The organism is Microbacterium sp. SORGH_AS_0454 (genome assembly GCF_031453395.1).
Classification (GTDB): domain Bacteria; phylum Actinomycetota; class Actinomycetes; order Actinomycetales; family Microbacteriaceae; genus Microbacterium.
Genome location: NZ_JAVIYS010000001.1, coordinates 1,212,790 through 1,229,183, shown reverse-complemented (window position 1 = coordinate 1,229,183; position 16,394 = coordinate 1,212,790). Strand labels below are relative to the sequence as shown.

The following is a 16,394-nucleotide window of genomic DNA, read 5'->3' as shown; positions in this document are numbered from 1 at the left end:
CGTGACCACTCCTTCTTCCGAGCGAGCCTTCGACGTTCGCCACGTGCAACTCGCGCGCGCCCTTTTCGCCGCTCTCGCCGCGGTGATGGTCACCTTCTCGTCCGACCATTCCGCCCCTCTCGGGCTGGGCGTGTTCAGCGGATTCGCGATCGCGACCGGACTCGTGTTCGTGCTGTCGGTGTGGCTCGTCTTCCCGCGCGGTCAGCGTCTGACGCCGGCCCTCCTCGCGGCCGTATCGATCGTGGCGGGCCTGGTCGGCAGCGTCGGCAGCTGGCGCACGACCGGTGTCTTCTTCGGGGTCGTCATCGCCTGGGCGATCCTCTCGGGCGTCATCGAGCTGGTGGGCGCCCTGCGCCAACGCAAGACGGTCGGGGCCGCGGGCGCGCGCGACGGCGTGCTCATCGGCATCCTGAGTCTCGTGCTCGGGGTGGTGCTGATGCTCCCGATCCAGCAGTACGCGCTCGACTACATCATCGCCGGGGCGGGTTCGTTCACGCTGACCGGTATCACCATCGCCGTGGGACTCTTCGGCGGGTACGCGGCGGTCGTCGCCGTGTTCCTCGCGATCGCGGGGTTCTCTCCGCGTCGCCCCGAGCCCGTTCCGGCCGTACCCTCCGAGGAGGCCGCGTCATGACCGACAAGCCCACCACCCGCCGCGATCTGATGAAGCCCGTCCAGCTTCTCGGTCTGGCCTTCATCGCCGCGCTGTTCGCCGGCTTCGTCACGCTCATGTCGATGGGCTTCTTCCAGACGCGTCCCGCCGACGAGATCCAGCGCGCACTGATCGTGGCGCTGGTCGCGGCCGGCGCGACGTTCATCGTCACTCTGGTTTCGCTCGCGCTGTTGCTGCTGGTCGTCGACCCCACCAAGGTCACCTCGACCGTCGATCGCCCGCTGCTCCTGCCGAAGGATGCACCGGATGCCGACTCCTCCAGTGCCCCGACCACGCCCGAGGCTCCGCGCGCCGACGACGGCCCCGTCGAACCCCGGGCGTAACGCCTACCGACGCGGGTCGATCATCGTCATGCCCGCGGGTGAGGCCGTGTCCATCGTGGGGAGCAGGCCGGCGGCGTCGTCGAGTCCGACGACCCGCTCGATGAGCTCCTGCGGGCGCAGGGCGCCGCTCTCGATGAGCGACAGCATCTCGGGGTAGTCGACCGCGGCCATGCCGTGGCTGCCGAGCAGGTCGAGCTCCCACGCGATCACGCGCGCCATGGGCATCGGGGTCTCGCCGTCGACGGTGGGCAGCAGCCCGATCTGCACGTGCCGGCCGCGACGGCGCAGGCTCAGCACGGCGTCGCGAGCCGTCTGCGTGCTGCCGACGGCGTCGACCGAGACGTGACTGCCGCCGCCGGTGAGCGCGTGCACGGCTGCGGCGATGTCGGAACCGTCGGCGAGCAGCGTGTGCTCGGCGCCGAGTCTTTTGGCGGCATCGAGGGCCGCGGGGGTGCGGTCGACGGCGATGACGCGCGCGCCGAGGGCGGCGCCGATCATCACGGCGCTCAGGCCGACCCCGCCCGCTCCCACGACGGTGATCCACTCGCCGGCCTGGGCCCTGGCCCGACCGGTCAGCGCGCGATAGGCGGTGGCGAAGCGGCAGCCCAGGGCCGCGGCGGCCTCGAACGAGACGTCGTCGGGAATGCGCACGACGTTGGTGTCGGCCGCGCGCAGCACGACGCGCTCGGCGAAGCTGCCCCACTGCGTGAAACCGGGCTGCTGCTGGTCGGGGCACACCTGCGCGTCGCCGCCGCGGCACCACTCGCACACGCCGCACCCCATGACGAACGGCACCGTGACGCGGTCTCCGACGCTCCAGCGATGCACGCCCTCGCCGACCTCGACGATCACCCCCGCGAGCTCGTGTCCCGGCACGTGGGGAAGCGCGACGTCGTCGTGCCCGACCCACGCATGCCAGTCGCTTTTGCACAGGCCGGTCGCGTGCACCTCGACCACGACCCCGCCCGCCGGCGCGCTCGGTTCCTCGACCTCGCGCACCTCGAGGGCGTCGGCCAGGGCATCCATGATCATCGCGCGCATGGCATCCATTCTCCCGCGTGTGCCCGGCGCTCCCGCGCTCCGTGCGGTCGCTCACCTCGGGGTGAGTCGTCGCGCGGCGGGCGGTGACGCCGCGTTCGCCCCTTGAGTGTCCAAAACACCCGGACGTTCCGAAATTTCGTCCGGGTGTTTTGGACACTCAAGTGGGTTGGCGGTGCCCGGTGGGTGGTTGGCGGCGGGTGGTGCCCGGTGTGCGGTGGGCGGTGCCCGGTGCCCGGTGCCCGGTGCCCGGTGCCCGGTGGGTGGTGTGCCTCGAACAGGCGGCGGCCTGCGCGGCGCGCGCTGCCTCCGCTGGGCGGTCGGTGACGCGTCGTCTGCCCGTTGAGTGTCCAAAACACCCGGACGTTCCGAAATTTCGTCCGGGTGTTTTGGACACTCAAGTGGGTGGGCGGCGCGGGAACGCGCGCACGCGGTCAGGCGCGGTGGCGGCGACGTGCCCCGAGCAGCGCGGCGCCGAGAGCCGACAGAGCCAGGGCCAGGATGCCGAGAACCACGGGCGCGTCCGAGCCTGTGACGGCGAGACCGCTGGCGGTGCCGCCGTCCGGGCTCCCCGGCCCGCCGACCGTTCCGGCGGGAGCGCCGGGAGCGCCGGGAGCGCCGGGAGCACCGGGAGCACCGGGCGTGCCGGAGCCCGTGCCGGAACCGTCGCCGTCGCCCGGGGCGGTGCCCGCTCGCACCGTGACGGTCACGGACCGCACCTGTTCGCGGTTGCCCGCCACATCGGTCGAGCGGAACTGCACGACGTGGTCGCCGGCGCCCGTGAGGGGCACGCGGGAGCCGGCGGTCCACGTGGTTCCGTCGAGCGAGTACTCGGTCAGGGCAACGCCCGAGGTGGCATCCGTCGCCGCGAACACCACCGTGGCATCGGTGGGGGACAGAGCCTGGAACACCGCGGCCGGCTGCATCAGGCGCCGCAGGGTCGAGGGCTCCTCGACCGAGGCCGCGGTGGTCGGGGCGGCGATGTCGATGCGGACGGGCAGGGATCCGGCGACCTCGGGCACCTCGGCGCCGTTCCACAACGCGCGGTAATCGACGGTGTGGTCGCCGTCGGCGGTGATCGTGAAGTCGAGGTCGTCGCTCCATGCTCCGCCGTCGACGCGATGCTGCACGACGACGTCGCTGTTGCCGTCGTGGTACAGCGAGACCGAAACGGGAGCGGTGGTGTGCCAGCCCGAGGCGTTCGGGGCCGTCTTCACGACCGGGTCGATGTGCACGATGCCGCCGGCCTCGGGCACGAAGATCTCGGGGATCTTGAGATACGACCCGGGGGTCGCGAAGGTGAGGCGCAGACCCGTGGCGAGGACCTTCGGGAACGACAGCGTCGTCTCGGTGCCGTTCGTCACGGTGGGCGCGTCACCCGTGAGAGGCAGCGGCTTCCACTGGTTCTCGTGGTAGTCCCGGTACTCCAGCGAGACGCCGGCGATCGATCCCTCGATGTTCGTGAAGCGCACCTCGTTCAGGCGGTGGATCTCGAACGTCTCCATCGTGAAGGTCGCGGTGTCCTTGTAGCCCGCGTCGGTCCAGGTCGACCATGCCGTCCCCAGTCGGCCGTCGCACGCGTTCGAGGCGGGCATCGTGGCCCACTTCGTCTGGTGGAAGGATGCCGACACCTGGGCGTCGCCGCCGCGGCACACGTTCACGGCCGAGGCGTCGCCCCACACGTCGACCTCCGAGATCGACTGCCACGTGTTCGCCTCGCTCGTCAGACGCAGTCGCAGAGCGCTCGCTGCCGGAAGCGTCCGGGCGTCGATCACGGCCGTGGGGGCCGGGGTGCTGGCATCCTGAGCGAGGGTCGCCTCGACCGCGGTGTCCTTCCACGCGCCGGCCGGGTCGCGGTACTGCACCTGGATGCGCGAGGGCCAGGTCGCGGTCGAGCCGTCTTTGTACGTGTGCACCACGATCGAGTCGAAGGTGCGGTTCGTACCCCAGTCGAACTGCAGCCAGCTGTCGCGCGGATAGCCGTTGCCGGTCCAGTCGTCCCAGCCCTTGGCCGTGGGATTGTCGTCGGTGAGCGTGCCGACGAGATCGTTGCGGCTCGATGCGGTGACGGTCGCCTCGGGGGCGATGTCGGCGATGCCGGGCTCGGCCACCGTGATCGTGCGCTGGAACGAGCGGCCGGCGGTGAACTGCGCGTCGGCGGCGAGGGTGCCGGTGATCGTCTGCGGGCCGAGCACGCTCGTGTCGATCGTCGACCACGTGACGGCGACCGGCGCGGTGCCGGCGGAGGTGGTCACGGGGACGCTGGTCGGCAGCTGCGGGGTGGCGCCACGTCGGACGTTCTGGGGGAGCGCGGCGGTGTCGGCCTTCCAGGTGCCGTGACCGAAGCCCTTGTCATCCCAGTAGGAGGCATCCCAGCCGTCGCCGTAGCGCGCGGGATCCTCGGCCGCGGGGTTGTGCATCTCCAACCGGCCGTTCTCGCCCACGGTGAGCGGGAGCCAGACGTAGGTCGAGTCGGACTTTCCCTCGTTCCAGCGATCGCCCATGTAGACGAACTTGCCGGGCTCGAGCTCGAACACGTTCGTCGTCTGCGAACCGAAGGTCGAGCGGCGCACGTCGCCGATCGACAGCAGGCCGTCGCCCCCGTCGGGGATGGCGTCGTACGAGACGGTCTCGTTCGCATCGTTCGCATCGACACCGCGGATCCACGTGCCCATCAGGTTCTTCGTGGTGTAGTACGTCTGCGGGTTGGGTGCCCAGCCGGTCGCCCCGGAGGTGACGACGCTGTAGGTGCCGTCGCGCTCGAAGATCGCGGGGGCCTCGAGGTGGCCGCATTCCTTGACGATCTGGAAGTCTTTCCCCCGTTCGGGCGCCGCGGGGGTCCCGTCGGCGAACACGTAGGGGTACCGGCCGTCCTCGGAGTACTGGTTCACATCGAGGGTGTCGCGGTCGGTGGTGTGCGTGACGTTCGTGTAGCTGTCGTCGAGCGCGGCGACGTAGAGGCTGTAGTTCTCCTCCGACGAATACGAGATGTACGCCTTGCCGTCGTCGTCTTGGAATATCGTCATGTCGCGCGCCTGGCCGGGAACCGCGTACGGCGTGCACGCCTGGTAGTCGGTGCGGTTGGGCATGCGGAAGGCGCCCGTCATGCGGAAGGGCCCCGCGGGGGAGTCTGAAACGGCGACCGCCGCCATCGATCGGGCATAGGTGCTGCCGCCGGGTTCGATGCGTCCGTCGGCGTGCCACCACATGACCCACTGACCGGTCTTGTCGTTGTGCAGCACCTTCGGGCGCTCGAAGATCGCCGTGTAGTCGGAGTTCTGCGTCGAGTTCAGGTGGTAGGCCAGGGCATCGATCTTCTCGGTGCGGGGCTGGCCGTTCTCGTCGACGGTGTCGTAGAGGTTCTCGAAATACGGGGTGAGGAGGTCGTCGCGCGTCGAGATGCTGCGCAGTGCGTCTCCGAGGTTGGTCCAGTTCTTGGCATCCGTCGACTGGTAAACCGCCACGCCGGGGCTGTTCCAGTAGCCGTTCGTGCGGTCTTCGCCGTACCAGTAGTAGACGGTCTGGCCGTTCTCCTCGGTCGTGACGACCTGCCCGCCGTGCGCCTGGATGTGCCGGCCGTCGGTGTCGAACCAGGCTGGTTGGAAGTAGTCCGCGGCGCCGGAACCCGGATCGGCGAGCGGCTGGAAGTTCGTATACGTGACGGGTGGGTCGACGCGGGGGACGTCGTCGTTCGGATCGGTCGGGACGCCGGCTGCCGCGCTCGCCGCGAGGGGGGATGCCAGGGCGGTGGCGAACAGGGCGGCCGTGGCGGCGGCCAGCAGGCGAGAGGTGAGCGGGCGTCGAGGCGTCATTGCGTCTGTTCCGATCCGCGCCGCGGCGTTGCGGCGCTGGGCGACCCGGGGGTCGAGGGGATGTTGACGTCAACACTATGGGTCGGCGGTGCGCGGCGTCCAGGGGGGATTTGCGTGGACGCTGGCCGGGGGCGGCGCGTCGCTCGCCGCCGGCGCACCCACGTCGAGTGTCCAGAACACCCGGACGTTTTCGAATCTCGTCCGGGTGTTTTGGACACTCAACAGGCGGGTGACGCGACACGGCGGACCCGGTGCGGAGCCACGAGAAGGGACGCGTCATGGCGCCGTCGCCGCCCGCGCAACCCCGTCGAGTGTCCAGAACACCCGGACGTTTTCGAATTTCGTCCGGGTGTTTTGGACACTCAACAGGCCGGGGGGCGACGCGACGCGACGCGCGCGGCGTGGCGCGGAGCACGCGAGGGTACGCCCCGCCCCACGTCACGGCGTGAGTGTCCAAGACGCGCCGTGCGTCCGGTGGTGGTGCGGCGTCTCTCGGACACTCCCCGAGGGCGCGGGGCGCGGGGCGCGTTACAGCGCGTCGACCACCCGCGATGCCAGTCCCGCGTACGCGGCGGGGGTCAGCGCGAGCAGGCGCTCTTTCGCGGCATCGCCGATGTCGAGGCCGCGCACGAACTCGGCCAGCTCGGCCCCGCCGACGCGGCGGCCGCGCGTGAGGTCCTTGAGCAGCGCGTAGGGGTCGGTGATCTGCGAGCGGCCCGCGGCGATCTCGGCGCGCACGACCGTCTGGATCGCCTCGGCGAGCACTTCCCAGTTCACGTCGAGGTCGGCCAGCAGCACGTCTTCGGCGAGCGAGATCTCGGTGAGGCCGCGCTGCAGGTTGTCGAGAGCCAGCAGAGAGTGCCCGAAGGCGACGCCGATGTTGCGCTGGGTCGTCGAGTCGGTGAGGTCGCGCTGCAGGCGGCTCGTCACGAGAGTGGATGCCAGGGTGGCGAACAACCCGCCCGCGATCTCGAGGTTCGCCTCGGCGTTCTCGAACCGGATCGGGTTGATCTTGTGCGGCATGGTCGACGACCCGGTGGCGCCCGCGACGGGGATCTGGGTGAAGTATCCGAGCGAGATGTACGTCCAGATGTCGGTGGCGAGGTTGTGCAGGATGCCGCCGGCGTGACGGGCGCGGTCGTAGAGCTCGACCTGCCAGTCGTGCGACTCGATCTGCGTGGTGACCGGGTTGAAACCGAGGCCGAGCGACTCGATGAACTCCCGCGTCATTGACGGCCAGTCGACGTCCGGTTCTGCGGCGACGTGCGCCGACCAGGTGCCGGTGGCTCCCGAGAACTTCGCGAGGTACTCGCCGGCATCCAGCTGACGGATGACGCGTTCGAGGCGCCACGCGAAGACGCCGATCTCTTTGCCCATCGTGGTGGGCGTGGCCGGCTGGCCGTGGGTGCGCGAGAGCATCGCGGCGTCGCGGTGCTGCTTCGCGAGCTCGGCGAGCGCGGCCGTGACCGAACGGAGCTTGGGCAGCCACACGCGTTCGACCGCGCGCTGCACGGTGAGGGCGTAGGCGGTGGAGTTGATGTCCTCGCTGGTGCAGGCGAAGTGCGTCAGCTCGGCGAGGGCCGTGAGGCCGAGGGTGTCGAGGCGGTCGCGCACGAGGTACTCGACGGCCTTCACGTCGTGGCGGGTGACCGCCTCTTTCTCTTTCAGCCACGCGATCTCGTCGGCGCCGAACTCCTCGTACAGCGCGCGCAGGCGGGTCCGGTCGTCGTCGGAGACGGGAGAGGTGCCGAACAGCGAGCGGTCGGTGAGTGCGAGGAGCCATTCGACCTCGACCTCGACGCGGGCGCGGTTGAGTCCGGCCTCCGACAGGTAGTCGCCGAGCTCTGCGACGGTGGCGAAGTATCGGCCGTCGAGGGGGCTGAGGGGCTGCGGGGGCAGAGAGGACACGGGTCTCCCGGGGATCGCGCGAACGGGTCAGCCCGCGGAACGGATGGCGGGCTCGAGCTGTCGGAACAGGGCTCGGCTTGCGCGTTCGATCATACCGAGCACCTCGTCGAACATCGGGGCCCCGGCGTAGTACGGGTCGGGGACGTCGAGGGTCTCGGCATCCGTCAGGAAGGACTGCAGCAGCGCGATCTTGTCGGCGTCGTCGTCGTCTCGGGCCCAACCGCGGAGCACGCGTTCGTGGCTGCGGTCGAGGGCGACCACGAGGTCGTTGCGCTCGAAGTCGGCGTACTGGAACTGGCGGGCGCGGTGCGACGAGCCGTCGTAGCCCAGGCGCTCGAGGGCCGCGAGGGTGCGGTGGTCGGCGCGTTCGCCGACGTGCCAGTCGCCGGTGCCGGCCGACGTCGACGCGATGTGCGCTCCGAGACCGGACGTGTGGGCGATGCGGCGGAACACCACGTCGGCCATCGGTGAGCGGCAGATGTTGCCGCTGCAGACGAACACGACGCGGAACGGCGCGTCGGGGTTCGCGGTCATCCCTCCATCATGGCGGTGATGAGCCCCGCGCGCATCAGCGGCGTTCGCGCTCCTCGCGCCGCGGGCGCAGGATGCCGCCGAGCACGGCGTTGATGATGCCGATGACGAGCGCTGCGACGACCGTCAGCCAGAACTCGCCGGTGCGCAGGCCCCAGTCCCAGTTCTCGGTGATGACGCCCGTGAGCCACAGCAGGAAACCGTTGATGATCAGCGAGATGAGCCCGAGGGTGAGGATGTAGAGCGGGATCGCGACGATCTTGACCACGGTGCCGATGATCGTGTTCACCAGGGCGAAGATGAGCCCGACCAGCAGCAGCGTGAGCAGCACCTGGAACCACTCGCCCGGAGCGAAGGGGATCAGCCGCACCTGCAGGGCGGGCAGCAGCGTGACGATCCAGATGGCGAAGGCATTGACGGCGACGCGGACGACGAAGCGCATGCCCCCATCGTGGCACGCACCCGCTGGAGCACCATGGCCTTGTGGAGAGCTCGCGGCTCTCCCCATCGTGGGGAGGAGCGGGCCGGAAAAGTCGGACTGACGCGCGCGGCGGGCCCCCGGTTAGGCTCGCGGGGTGAGTGAAGAGCCGGTCCTGCCCCGTATCCGCCCCGAGATCGCCGCCCTGCCCGCGTACCGGCAGGGGCGACAGGCCAGCCCCGACGCCTTCAAGCTCTCGAGCAACGAGAACCCCTTCGAGCCGCTCCCCGGCGTCCTCGACGCGGTCGTCGCGGCGGGAGCGTTCAACAGATACCCGGATGCCACGGCCGCGCGCCTGCGCGAGCGTCTCGCCGCGCGGTACGGCGTCTCGCCCGACGAGGTGCACGTCGGTGCCGGCAGCGTCTCGGTGCTCGCGCAGTTGCTGCTGGCGACGTCGGGCCCCGGCGACGAGGTCGTCTACGCCTGGCGCTCGTTCGAGGCCTACCCCTCTCTGGTCGCCGTCGCGGGCGCAAAGAGCGTGCAGGTGCCGTTGACGGCGGACTCGCGTCACGACCTTCCCGCGATGGCCGCCGCCGTCACCGAGCGCACGAGCCTCGTGATCGTCTGCAGCCCCAACAACCCCACCGGCCCGACCGTCGGCTACGACGAGTTCGCCGCCTTCGTCGACGCCGTGCCGCGCGATGTGCTGATCGTGCTCGACGAGGCCTACGCCGAGTTCGTCACCGACCCCGACTCGGTCGAGGGCAGCCGCGTGCGCGCCGTGCTCAACCGCCCGAACGTGGTCGTGCTCCGCACCTTCTCGAAGGCGTACGGTCTCGCGGGCCTGCGCATCGGCTACGCGATCGGCCACACCGACGTGCTGGACGCCGCGCGCAGCACCGCGATCCCGCTCTCGGTCACCGCAGCCGGCGAGGCCGCGGCGATCGCGAGCCTGGATGCCGAGAGCGAGCTGCTGCACCGCGTGAAGGTCATCGCCGAGCGACGCGACCGGCTGGTCGACCGCCTGCGCGAGGCCGGGTGGGACGTCCCCGACGCGCAGGGCAACTTCGTGTGGCTCGCCGCCGGCGACCGCACGGTCGAGGTTGCCACCGCTTTCGAAGAGGCCGGGCTCATCGTGCGCCCCTTCCCGGGTGACGGCATCCGCATCTCGATCGGCGAGGAAGAGTCGCTCGACCGCGTGGTCGAGGTCGCCGCGGCCGCCGCCGTGCGCTGACCCGCGGGGGCGCCTTTGTCGATCGGGCACGTCGGATTCCGGCATCCGTTGTGCACCTCATGCGGTCGCGCGCATGGGTCGCGCGTTAGCGTGGGACCATGACCCCGCTCGACGATCCCGCTCTCGTGCGCGTTCTGGCAGCCGACGGCACGCTGGCGCCCACGCCCGCGGCCGAGCGCTACCTGCCGCTCATCGACGCCCTCAGCGACGCCGAACTCGAGACCTTCTACCGCGACATGGTGTCGATCCGCGCCTTCGACGTGCAGGCGACCAACCTGCAGCGTCAGGGTCAGCTGGCCCTGTGGCCGCCGTCGTTCGGGCAGGAGGCCGCGCAGGTCGGCTCGGCTCGCGCGGCCCGCGCGCAGGACCACGTCTTCCCCTCGTATCGCGAGCACGTGGTCACCCGCATCCGCGGTGTCGACCCGCTCGACATCATCCGGCTCATGCGCGGACTCACCCACGGCGGGTGGGACCCCACCGACCCGAAGAACGGCAACACCCACATCTACACGCTGGTCCTCGGTGCGCAGACCCTGCACGCCACGGGTCTGGCCATGGGCCTGGTGTTCGACGGCAAGAGCGGCAGCGGCGACCCCGATCGCGACGAGGCCGTCATCGTCTACTACGGCGACGGTGCCTCCAGCCAGGGCGACGTGCATGAGGCGATGGTCTTCGCCGCGAGCTTCCAGACCCCCGAGGTCTTCTTCCTGCAGAACAACCAGTGGGCCATCTCGGTGCCCGTCGCCACGCAGTCGCGCTCGCCGCTGTACAAGCGCGGCGAGGGCTATGGCATCCCGAGCCTCCAGGTCGACGGCAACGACGTGCTCGCCAGCTACGCCGTGTCGAAGGTCGCCCTCGACGAGGCGCGCGCGGGCGGCGGCCCCCGCGCGATCGAGGCCATGACCTACCGCATGGGCGCGCACACCACCAGCGACGACCCCACGAAGTACCGCACCTCCGACGAAGAGAAAGCGTGGGCCGGGCGCGACCCGATCGCCCGTATGCGTGCGTTCCTCGAGGCCCGCGGCGCCTCGCAGCAGTTCTTCGACGACGCGGATGCCGAGGGTGCCGCCCTCGCCGACGACGTGCGCGTGCGCACGAACGAGCTCGGTTCGATCCCGCGCGCGCACATGTTCGAGAGCGTCTACTCCGAGGCGCACGCGCTCATCCAGGAGGAGCAGCGCTGGCTCGACGACTACGAGGCGTCGATGGACGGGGGCGCGAAGTGACTGAGAACCTTCCGATCAGCCGCGCGCTCAACGCGGGCCTCCGTCGCGCGCTCGAGACGGACGACCGCGTCCTGCTCATGGGCGAGGACATCGGCCCGCTCGGCGGCGTCTTCCGCGTGACGGAGGGCCTGCAGAAGGACTTCGGCCCGCGCCGCGTCATCGACTCCCCACTCGCGGAATCCGGCATCGTCGGCACCGCGATCGGCCTGGCGATGGGCGGTTTCCGCCCCGTCCTCGAGATCCAGTTCGACGGCTTCGTCTTCCCCGCCTTCGACCAGATCACCTCGCAGCTGGCGAAGATCACGAACCGCCACGAAGGCGCGGTGCAGATGCCCGTCGTCATCCGCATCCCCTACGGCGGGCACATCGGCGCGGTCGAGCACCACCAGGAGAGCCCCGAGGCGTACTTCACGCACACCGCGGGACTCCGGGTCGTCAGTCCCTCGAACGCGAACGACGCCTACTGGATGATGCAGCAGGCGATCGCCTCGCCTGACCCGGTGATCTTCCTCGAGCCGAAGGCGAAGTACTGGCAGAAGGGCGAGGTCGACACCGAGGCGCCCGCGCTGCCGCTGCACGCCAGCCGCATCGTCCGACGCGGCACCGACGTCACGCTCGTCGGCCACGGCGCGATGGTGACGACGCTGCTGCAGGCCGCGGCGCTCGCCGAGAGCGAGGGCACGAGCTGCGAGGTCATCGACCTGCGCTCCCTGTCGCCCGTCGACTACGGTCCGTTGCTCGACTCGGTGCGTCGCACCGGCCGCATGGTCTACGCGCAAGAGGCCCCGGGCTTCACCTCGCTCGGCTCCGAGATCGCCGCGACCGTGATGGAGAAGGCGTTCTTCGCGCTCGAGGCGCCCGTGCTGCGCGTGTCGGGCTTCGACGTGCCGTTCCCGCCCGCGAAGCTCGAGGGCACGTATCTGCCCGACGCCGACCGCATCCTCGAGGCCGTCGACCGGTCTCTGGCGTACTGACCCGCTCTTCCTCTCCCCCCGCCATGAACCGCGAGACTGCAACTCGCCGACGAAACCGCGACAAGGTGCCGTCGTTCCGTCAGCCAGATGAAGTCTCGCGAGCAAAGGACACACCGTGACCGAGCAGACCTTCGTTCTCCCCGACGTCGGAGAAGGCCTCACCGAGGCCGAGATCGTCCAGTGGCGCGTCGCGCCCGGTGACGCCGTCGCCGTCAACGACGTGATCGTCGAGATCGAGACGGCCAAGTCGCTCGTCGAGCTGCCGTCGCCCTACGCGGGCACGGTCGGGGAGCTGCTGGCATCCGAGGGCTCCACCGTCGAGGTCGGCGCCCCGATCATCACGATCGGATCGACGGATGCCGCTGCCCCCGCGCCCGCGGCCCCGGTCAGTGTCCCCGAGCCCAGCGACCCCGGCGGAGCGGTCCTCGTCGGCTACGGCACGGGTGGGGCGGTGTCGTCCCGGCGTCGCAAGCCCGCCGAGCGCCCCGTGAAGGCCTCGGTCGGCGTGGTCGCCAAGCCTCCGATCCGCAAACTCGCGCGCGATCTGGGCGTCGACCTCTCGGCGGTGACGCCCAGCGGCCCCGCCGGCGAGGTCACCCGCGACGACGTGGTGAAGCACGCCGAGCAGGCGAGCGTCTTCCGCAACATCGAGACCCCCGCGTGGGGCGCCGTGCGCGAGGAGACGATCCCGGTGGCTGCTCCCGCGCCGGCCGCGCCCACGGCATCCGCCCCCGCCTCCGACGCCCGCGAGGAGTCGATCCCCGTCCGGGGCGTCCGCAAGGCGACCGCGAACGCGATGACCTCGAGCGCCTACTCGGCGCCGCACGTGTCGGTGTGGGTCGACGTCGACGCCTCGCGCACCATGGAGCTCGTCAAGCGTCTCAAGGCCTCACCCGACTTCGCCGACGTCAAGATCTCGCCGCTGCTGATCATGGCGCGCGCCGTGATCTGGGCCCTGCGCCGCACGCCGATGATCAACGCCGCGTGGGTCGACACCGAGGACGGCGCGCAGATCTCGGTCCGCCACTACGTCAACCTCGGCATCGCCGCGGCGACCCCGCGCGGCCTGCTGGTGCCGAACATCAAGGACGCGCAGTCGATGAACACGCGCGAGCTGGCCAAGGCGCTCGAGACCCTCACCCTCACCGCGCGCGAGGGCAAGACGAGCCCGGCCGACCAGACCGGTGGCACGTTCACGATCACCAACATCGGCGTGTTCGGAGTGGATGCCGGCACCCCGATCATCAACCCCGGCGAGGCGGGCATCATCGCGCTCGGCGCGATCCGCCAGAAGCCGTGGGTCGTCGACGGCGAGGTTCGCCCCCGCTGGGTGACCACGGTGTCGGGCTCGTTCGATCACCGCGTGGTCGACGGCGACGGGATCTCGCGGTTCATCGCGGATGTGGCATCCGTGCTGGAGGAGCCGGCGCTGCTGCTGGACTGAGTTTGCGGATACGGTCCTCGGCGCAGCCGGAAGTCTGCTCGAATAGACGGCTGCTCACACCGGGCGATGTGTCGCGCGCCCGCTTCGAGACCCCGGGAACCGCGCATGTCGCGCACCTGAACAACGCCGGAGCGGAGGATGCGACGTGCTCTCGGGCGCGGGACGCGAGTTCTTGCGCGGCCCCCGCGGCACCGGCTTCCTGTACGTGCGCTTGAGCTTCCTCGACCGCATCGAGCCGCCCTTCCTCGACCTGCACGCGGCACGCTGGACGGGCCCCGACAGCTACGTCGTGCGCGACGATGCCCGTCGGTTCGAGAACTGGGAGACCAACTACGCGGGCAAGATCGGTCTCGGTGTCGCCGCCCGGTACGCGGCGGGCTGGGGGCGCGACGGGATCGGGCCTCGGCAGCACGGCATCGGTCCCCGACGATTCGCCGTGATGAGGCCGCCCGGCCGGCGAGAGTCAGGGCAGTGACGGGTGCTCCCCGGCGATGTTCGACGTCATCCGGCCGCTCGACGTCTGCGCCGCTCCGCGCGGCGTGCCTCACCCTGTCGTCAGGTGCTCGCGGGCGACCTCGACGAGGATCTGGTGCATCGCGCGCTCGCCCGGGGGCCGTACGCGGTCGCTGCGGTGGGCGACGACGACGCGTCGTGAGGGCGCTTCCTGGCCCAGGCTGACGATCCTCACGTCGGGCCGCGCGGACTGCACCGCGGTCCGTGGGGCCAGGGCTACGCCGAGTCCGACGCTGACCATCGCGAGCGCCTCCTGATAGTCGTTCGCTTCGAAGGCGATCGTCGGAGTGAACCCGGCTGCGCGCGAGCTGCGCTCCAGCACTTCGGCGACCGGATGGTCGCGTTTGCGAACGATCCACTCGTCGTGTCGCAGCATCGACATGCTCACCTGTCGGGCTCGGCCGAGACGGTGATCTTGCGAGACGACGAGTACGGTCGGGTCCTCGAAGAGCGGGGTCACCGACAGGTCGGGTTCGTCGATGCGGTTCCATTCGTAGTCCCACAGCAGCGACAGGCCGATGGTGTTCTCGAGCAGGGACGCCACGAGCTCGTCGAACCTCGCACTCTGCACGTCGAGCCGGACCTGCGGATAGTCACGGCGGAAACGGCTGATGGCGATCGGCATGAGCGTGCTGCCGATGGTCGGGAAAGTCCCGACCGCGATCCTTCCGCGGCGAAGGCCGGCGAGCTCGCCCAGTTCCGATTCGGCGGCTTGCAGACGGCGGAGGATGTAGCGAGCGTGCCCCGCGAGGAGGGCCCCGGCCTCGGTCGCGATCACGCCGCGGGGCTGCCGTCGGACGAGCGGCTGGCCGACCTCCTGCTCCAGGCGCTGCAATTGCTGCGAGAGAGCCGACGTTGAGTAGCCCAGCGTCTTCGCGGCAGCCGTCAGGGAGCCGCTGTCGAGGATGGTCACGAGCACGGAGAGGCGACGAACGTCGAGCATGGAACCTCCGACTTTTGTGTGCAGCCTCCCGGCCTTCGGTAAATGTGCGTTAAGCAAACCTACACGCATAGCAGGGCGGATAGGCCGTCGTCGCAGCCCATATCTACTCGCGAAGAGCGTTTTTGCCGACCTGGTGAGGGTTAAGCAAGACGGTACCCCAATGAAGCAAGTGCCTGTTTTTATGAACCTTTATTCGGACGAGTATGGAGCCCGATCCCCCGAGGAGGCTCTGATGCTCGACATTCCCGCGACGCTCATGCGAGGCGGAACCAGCAAATGCTGGGTCTTCCGCCGAGAAGACCTGGAACGGGTCGGCGCCCCGATCGACGAGGTGCTCCTGCGCTTGTACGGTAGCCCCGACGGACGGCAGATCGACGGGATCGGCGGCGGAACCTCCACCACCAGCAAGGCCGTCATCCTCGCACCCAGCCGGCGCGACGACGCCGACATCGACTACTCCTTCGCCCAGATCGGACTCGCCGATTCCCGCGTGGACTGGTCAAGTAACTGCGGCAACTGTTCCGCGGCGATCGCGCCGTATGCATTGCACGCTGGATGGCTCCAGCCGAGAGGAGAACGAACGGCCGTCCGCATTCACAACACCAACACGGGCCAGCTCATCGTCTCCGACGTGCCCACGCCCGGCGGAAACTTCTCCGAGTCGGGAGACGCGCGAATCGCGGGCGTCCCCCACGCTGGGCTCGCGGTCACGCTGTGGTTCGTCGATCCGGCTGGTCGAACGACGGGCAGCCTGCTCCCCACCGGTCGGACGGCCGAGTCGATCGGCGGCGTGCCGGTGACGCTCATCGACGCGGGCGCGCCGGTCGTCGCCGTGACGGCCTCATCGCTCGGGCTCAGCGGGTTCGAGAGCCCGGCCGACATCGACAGCCGCCCCGACCTCCTGGCCCGGATCGACGGCATCCGGCGCGAGGCGGCGGTGCGCATGCGTCTGGCCGCGACTCCGAAGGAGGCGGCGAAGGCGATTCCGAAAGTCGCACTCGTGTCCGCTCCGCGCGGAGACGACCACGATCTCGGCGTGGTCATGATGTCGATGGGAAAGACCCACCCCGCCCTGGCGATCACCGGCAGCGTCGCCCTGACGCTGGCCGCGACCACGGAGGGCACCGTCGTCCATCGACTCGCAGCATCTCGCGAGCCGGGGGCCGTCTCGTTCCGGACGCCGTCAGGCGTCATCACCACCCAGGCGGGGCGCCGAGGCGAATCGCCGGCGGTCGGCGTCGTGCGCACGGCACGTCGACTCGCCGATGCGTCCGTCACGCTGCCGACCGAACAACTCGTCGGCTTCGCTCCGGCCCTGGCCGAAACCGCCGTTCTCGTTCCATGATCAATTCGG

At 70.2% G+C, this 16,394-nt stretch carries 14 protein-coding genes; 8 read left to right on the top strand and 6 right to left on the bottom strand.

What is annotated here, in order from left to right; translation table 11 throughout:
- Nucleotide 1 precedes the first annotated feature (1 nt).
- A complete protein-coding gene (locus tag QE454_RS05650; protein WP_307457176.1) occupies nt 2-634 on the top strand; it encodes an acyl-CoA synthetase in 633 nt (210 codons plus the stop codon).
- Nucleotides 631-996 (top strand): amino acid transporter, encoded by a 366-nt coding sequence (locus QE454_RS05645; protein WP_307457178.1) that lies wholly within the window; start codon nt 631-633, stop codon nt 994-996. Before QE454_RS05650 ends, QE454_RS05645 begins: the two co-directional genes overlap by 4 nt.
- 3 nt (nt 997-999) lie before the next feature.
- On the opposite strand, the gene QE454_RS05640 is transcribed toward QE454_RS05645, so the two are convergent.
- From QE454_RS05640 to QE454_RS05620, 5 genes are all read right to left on the bottom strand, one after another.
- Entirely contained in the window at nt 1,000-2,037 is a 1,038-nt protein-coding gene (locus QE454_RS05640) for a zinc-dependent alcohol dehydrogenase family protein (protein WP_307457180.1), read from the bottom strand.
- Nucleotides 2,038-2,468: 431 nt separating this feature from the next.
- Complete coding sequence (locus QE454_RS05635; RefSeq protein WP_309668549.1) at nt 2,469-5,846, bottom strand: OmpL47-type beta-barrel domain-containing protein; 3,378 nt, start codon at nt 5,844-5,846, stop codon at nt 2,469-2,471.
- A 528-nt stretch (nt 5,847-6,374) separates the two neighbouring features.
- Complete coding sequence (gene purB, locus QE454_RS05630) at nt 6,375-7,754, bottom strand: adenylosuccinate lyase (RefSeq protein ID WP_307457185.1); 1,380 nt, start codon at nt 7,752-7,754, stop codon at nt 6,375-6,377.
- Between the two features lie 27 nt (nt 7,755-7,781).
- Entirely contained in the window at nt 7,782-8,288 is a 507-nt protein-coding gene (locus tag QE454_RS05625) for a low molecular weight protein-tyrosine-phosphatase (RefSeq protein ID WP_210076739.1), read from the bottom strand.
- Between the two features lie 34 nt (nt 8,289-8,322).
- Nucleotides 8,323-8,727: a phage holin family protein gene (locus QE454_RS05620; protein WP_267788675.1), complete on the bottom strand. Its 405-nt coding sequence runs from the start codon at nt 8,725-8,727 to the stop codon at nt 8,323-8,325.
- A 133-nt stretch (nt 8,728-8,860) separates the two neighbouring features.
- Here QE454_RS05620 and QE454_RS05615 point away from each other — a divergent pair, with 133 nt between their 5' ends.
- From QE454_RS05615 to QE454_RS05595, 5 genes are all read left to right on the top strand, one after another.
- On the top strand, nt 8,861-9,937 hold the full coding sequence (locus QE454_RS05615) for a histidinol-phosphate transaminase (protein WP_307457187.1): 1,077 nt from the start codon (nt 8,861-8,863) through the stop codon (nt 9,935-9,937).
- A gap of 98 nt (nt 9,938-10,035) precedes the next feature.
- Nucleotides 10,036-11,166 carry a thiamine pyrophosphate-dependent dehydrogenase E1 component subunit alpha gene (locus tag QE454_RS05610; RefSeq protein WP_307457189.1) on the top strand — a complete coding sequence of 377 codons (1,131 nt, stop codon included), beginning with the start codon at nt 10,036-10,038 and terminating at the stop codon, nt 11,164-11,166.
- Nucleotides 11,163-12,140, top strand: coding sequence for an alpha-ketoacid dehydrogenase subunit beta (locus tag QE454_RS05605; RefSeq protein WP_307457192.1), 978 nt, complete (start codon nt 11,163-11,165; stop codon nt 12,138-12,140). The genes QE454_RS05610 and QE454_RS05605 overlap by 4 nt, the downstream gene beginning before the upstream one ends.
- Before the next feature lie 115 nt (nt 12,141-12,255).
- A complete protein-coding gene (locus QE454_RS05600; RefSeq protein ID WP_307457195.1) occupies nt 12,256-13,584 on the top strand; it encodes a dihydrolipoamide acetyltransferase family protein in 1,329 nt (442 codons plus the stop codon).
- Between the two features lie 145 nt (nt 13,585-13,729).
- Nucleotides 13,730-14,059 carry an aminotransferase class V-fold PLP-dependent enzyme gene (locus tag QE454_RS05595; protein ID WP_307457198.1) on the top strand — a complete coding sequence of 110 codons (330 nt, stop codon included), beginning with the start codon at nt 13,730-13,732 and terminating at the stop codon, nt 14,057-14,059.
- A gap of 69 nt (nt 14,060-14,128) precedes the next feature.
- Here QE454_RS05595 and QE454_RS05590 read toward each other — a convergent pair whose 3' ends face one another.
- Nucleotides 14,129-15,040: a LysR family transcriptional regulator gene (locus tag QE454_RS05590; RefSeq protein ID WP_210076750.1), complete on the bottom strand. Its 912-nt coding sequence runs from the start codon at nt 15,038-15,040 to the stop codon at nt 14,129-14,131.
- Between the two features lie 232 nt (nt 15,041-15,272).
- Here QE454_RS05590 and QE454_RS05585 point away from each other — a divergent pair, with 232 nt between their 5' ends.
- Nucleotides 15,273-16,385 (top strand): PrpF domain-containing protein, encoded by a 1,113-nt coding sequence (locus tag QE454_RS05585; RefSeq protein ID WP_307457201.1) that lies wholly within the window; start codon nt 15,273-15,275, stop codon nt 16,383-16,385.
- Nucleotides 16,386-16,394: the final 9 nt, after the last annotated feature.

Excerpts from the sequence above, each read along its gene's own strand:
- QE454_RS05610 (WP_307457189.1), top strand. The coding sequence starts at position 10,036 with ATGACCCCGCTCGACGATCCCGCTCTCGTGCGCGTTCTGGCAGCCGAC.
- QE454_RS05590 (WP_210076750.1), bottom strand. The coding sequence starts at position 15,040 with ATGCTCGACGTTCGTCGCCTCTCCGTGCTCGTGACCATCCTCGACAGC.
- QE454_RS05620 (WP_267788675.1), bottom strand. The coding sequence starts at position 8,727 with ATGCGCTTCGTCGTCCGCGTCGCCGTCAATGCCTTCGCCATCTGGATC.
- QE454_RS05625 (WP_210076739.1), bottom strand. The coding sequence starts at position 8,288 with ATGACCGCGAACCCCGACGCGCCGTTCCGCGTCGTGTTCGTCTGCAGC.
- QE454_RS05645 (WP_307457178.1), top strand. The coding sequence starts at position 631 with ATGACCGACAAGCCCACCACCCGCCGCGATCTGATGAAGCCCGTCCAG.
- QE454_RS05635 (WP_309668549.1), bottom strand. The coding sequence starts at position 5,846 with ATGACGCCTCGACGCCCGCTCACCTCTCGCCTGCTGGCCGCCGCCACG.
- QE454_RS05640 (WP_307457180.1), bottom strand. The coding sequence starts at position 2,037 with ATGCGCGCGATGATCATGGATGCCCTGGCCGACGCCCTCGAGGTGCGC.
- QE454_RS05585 (WP_307457201.1), top strand. The coding sequence starts at position 15,273 with ATGCTCGACATTCCCGCGACGCTCATGCGAGGCGGAACCAGCAAATGC.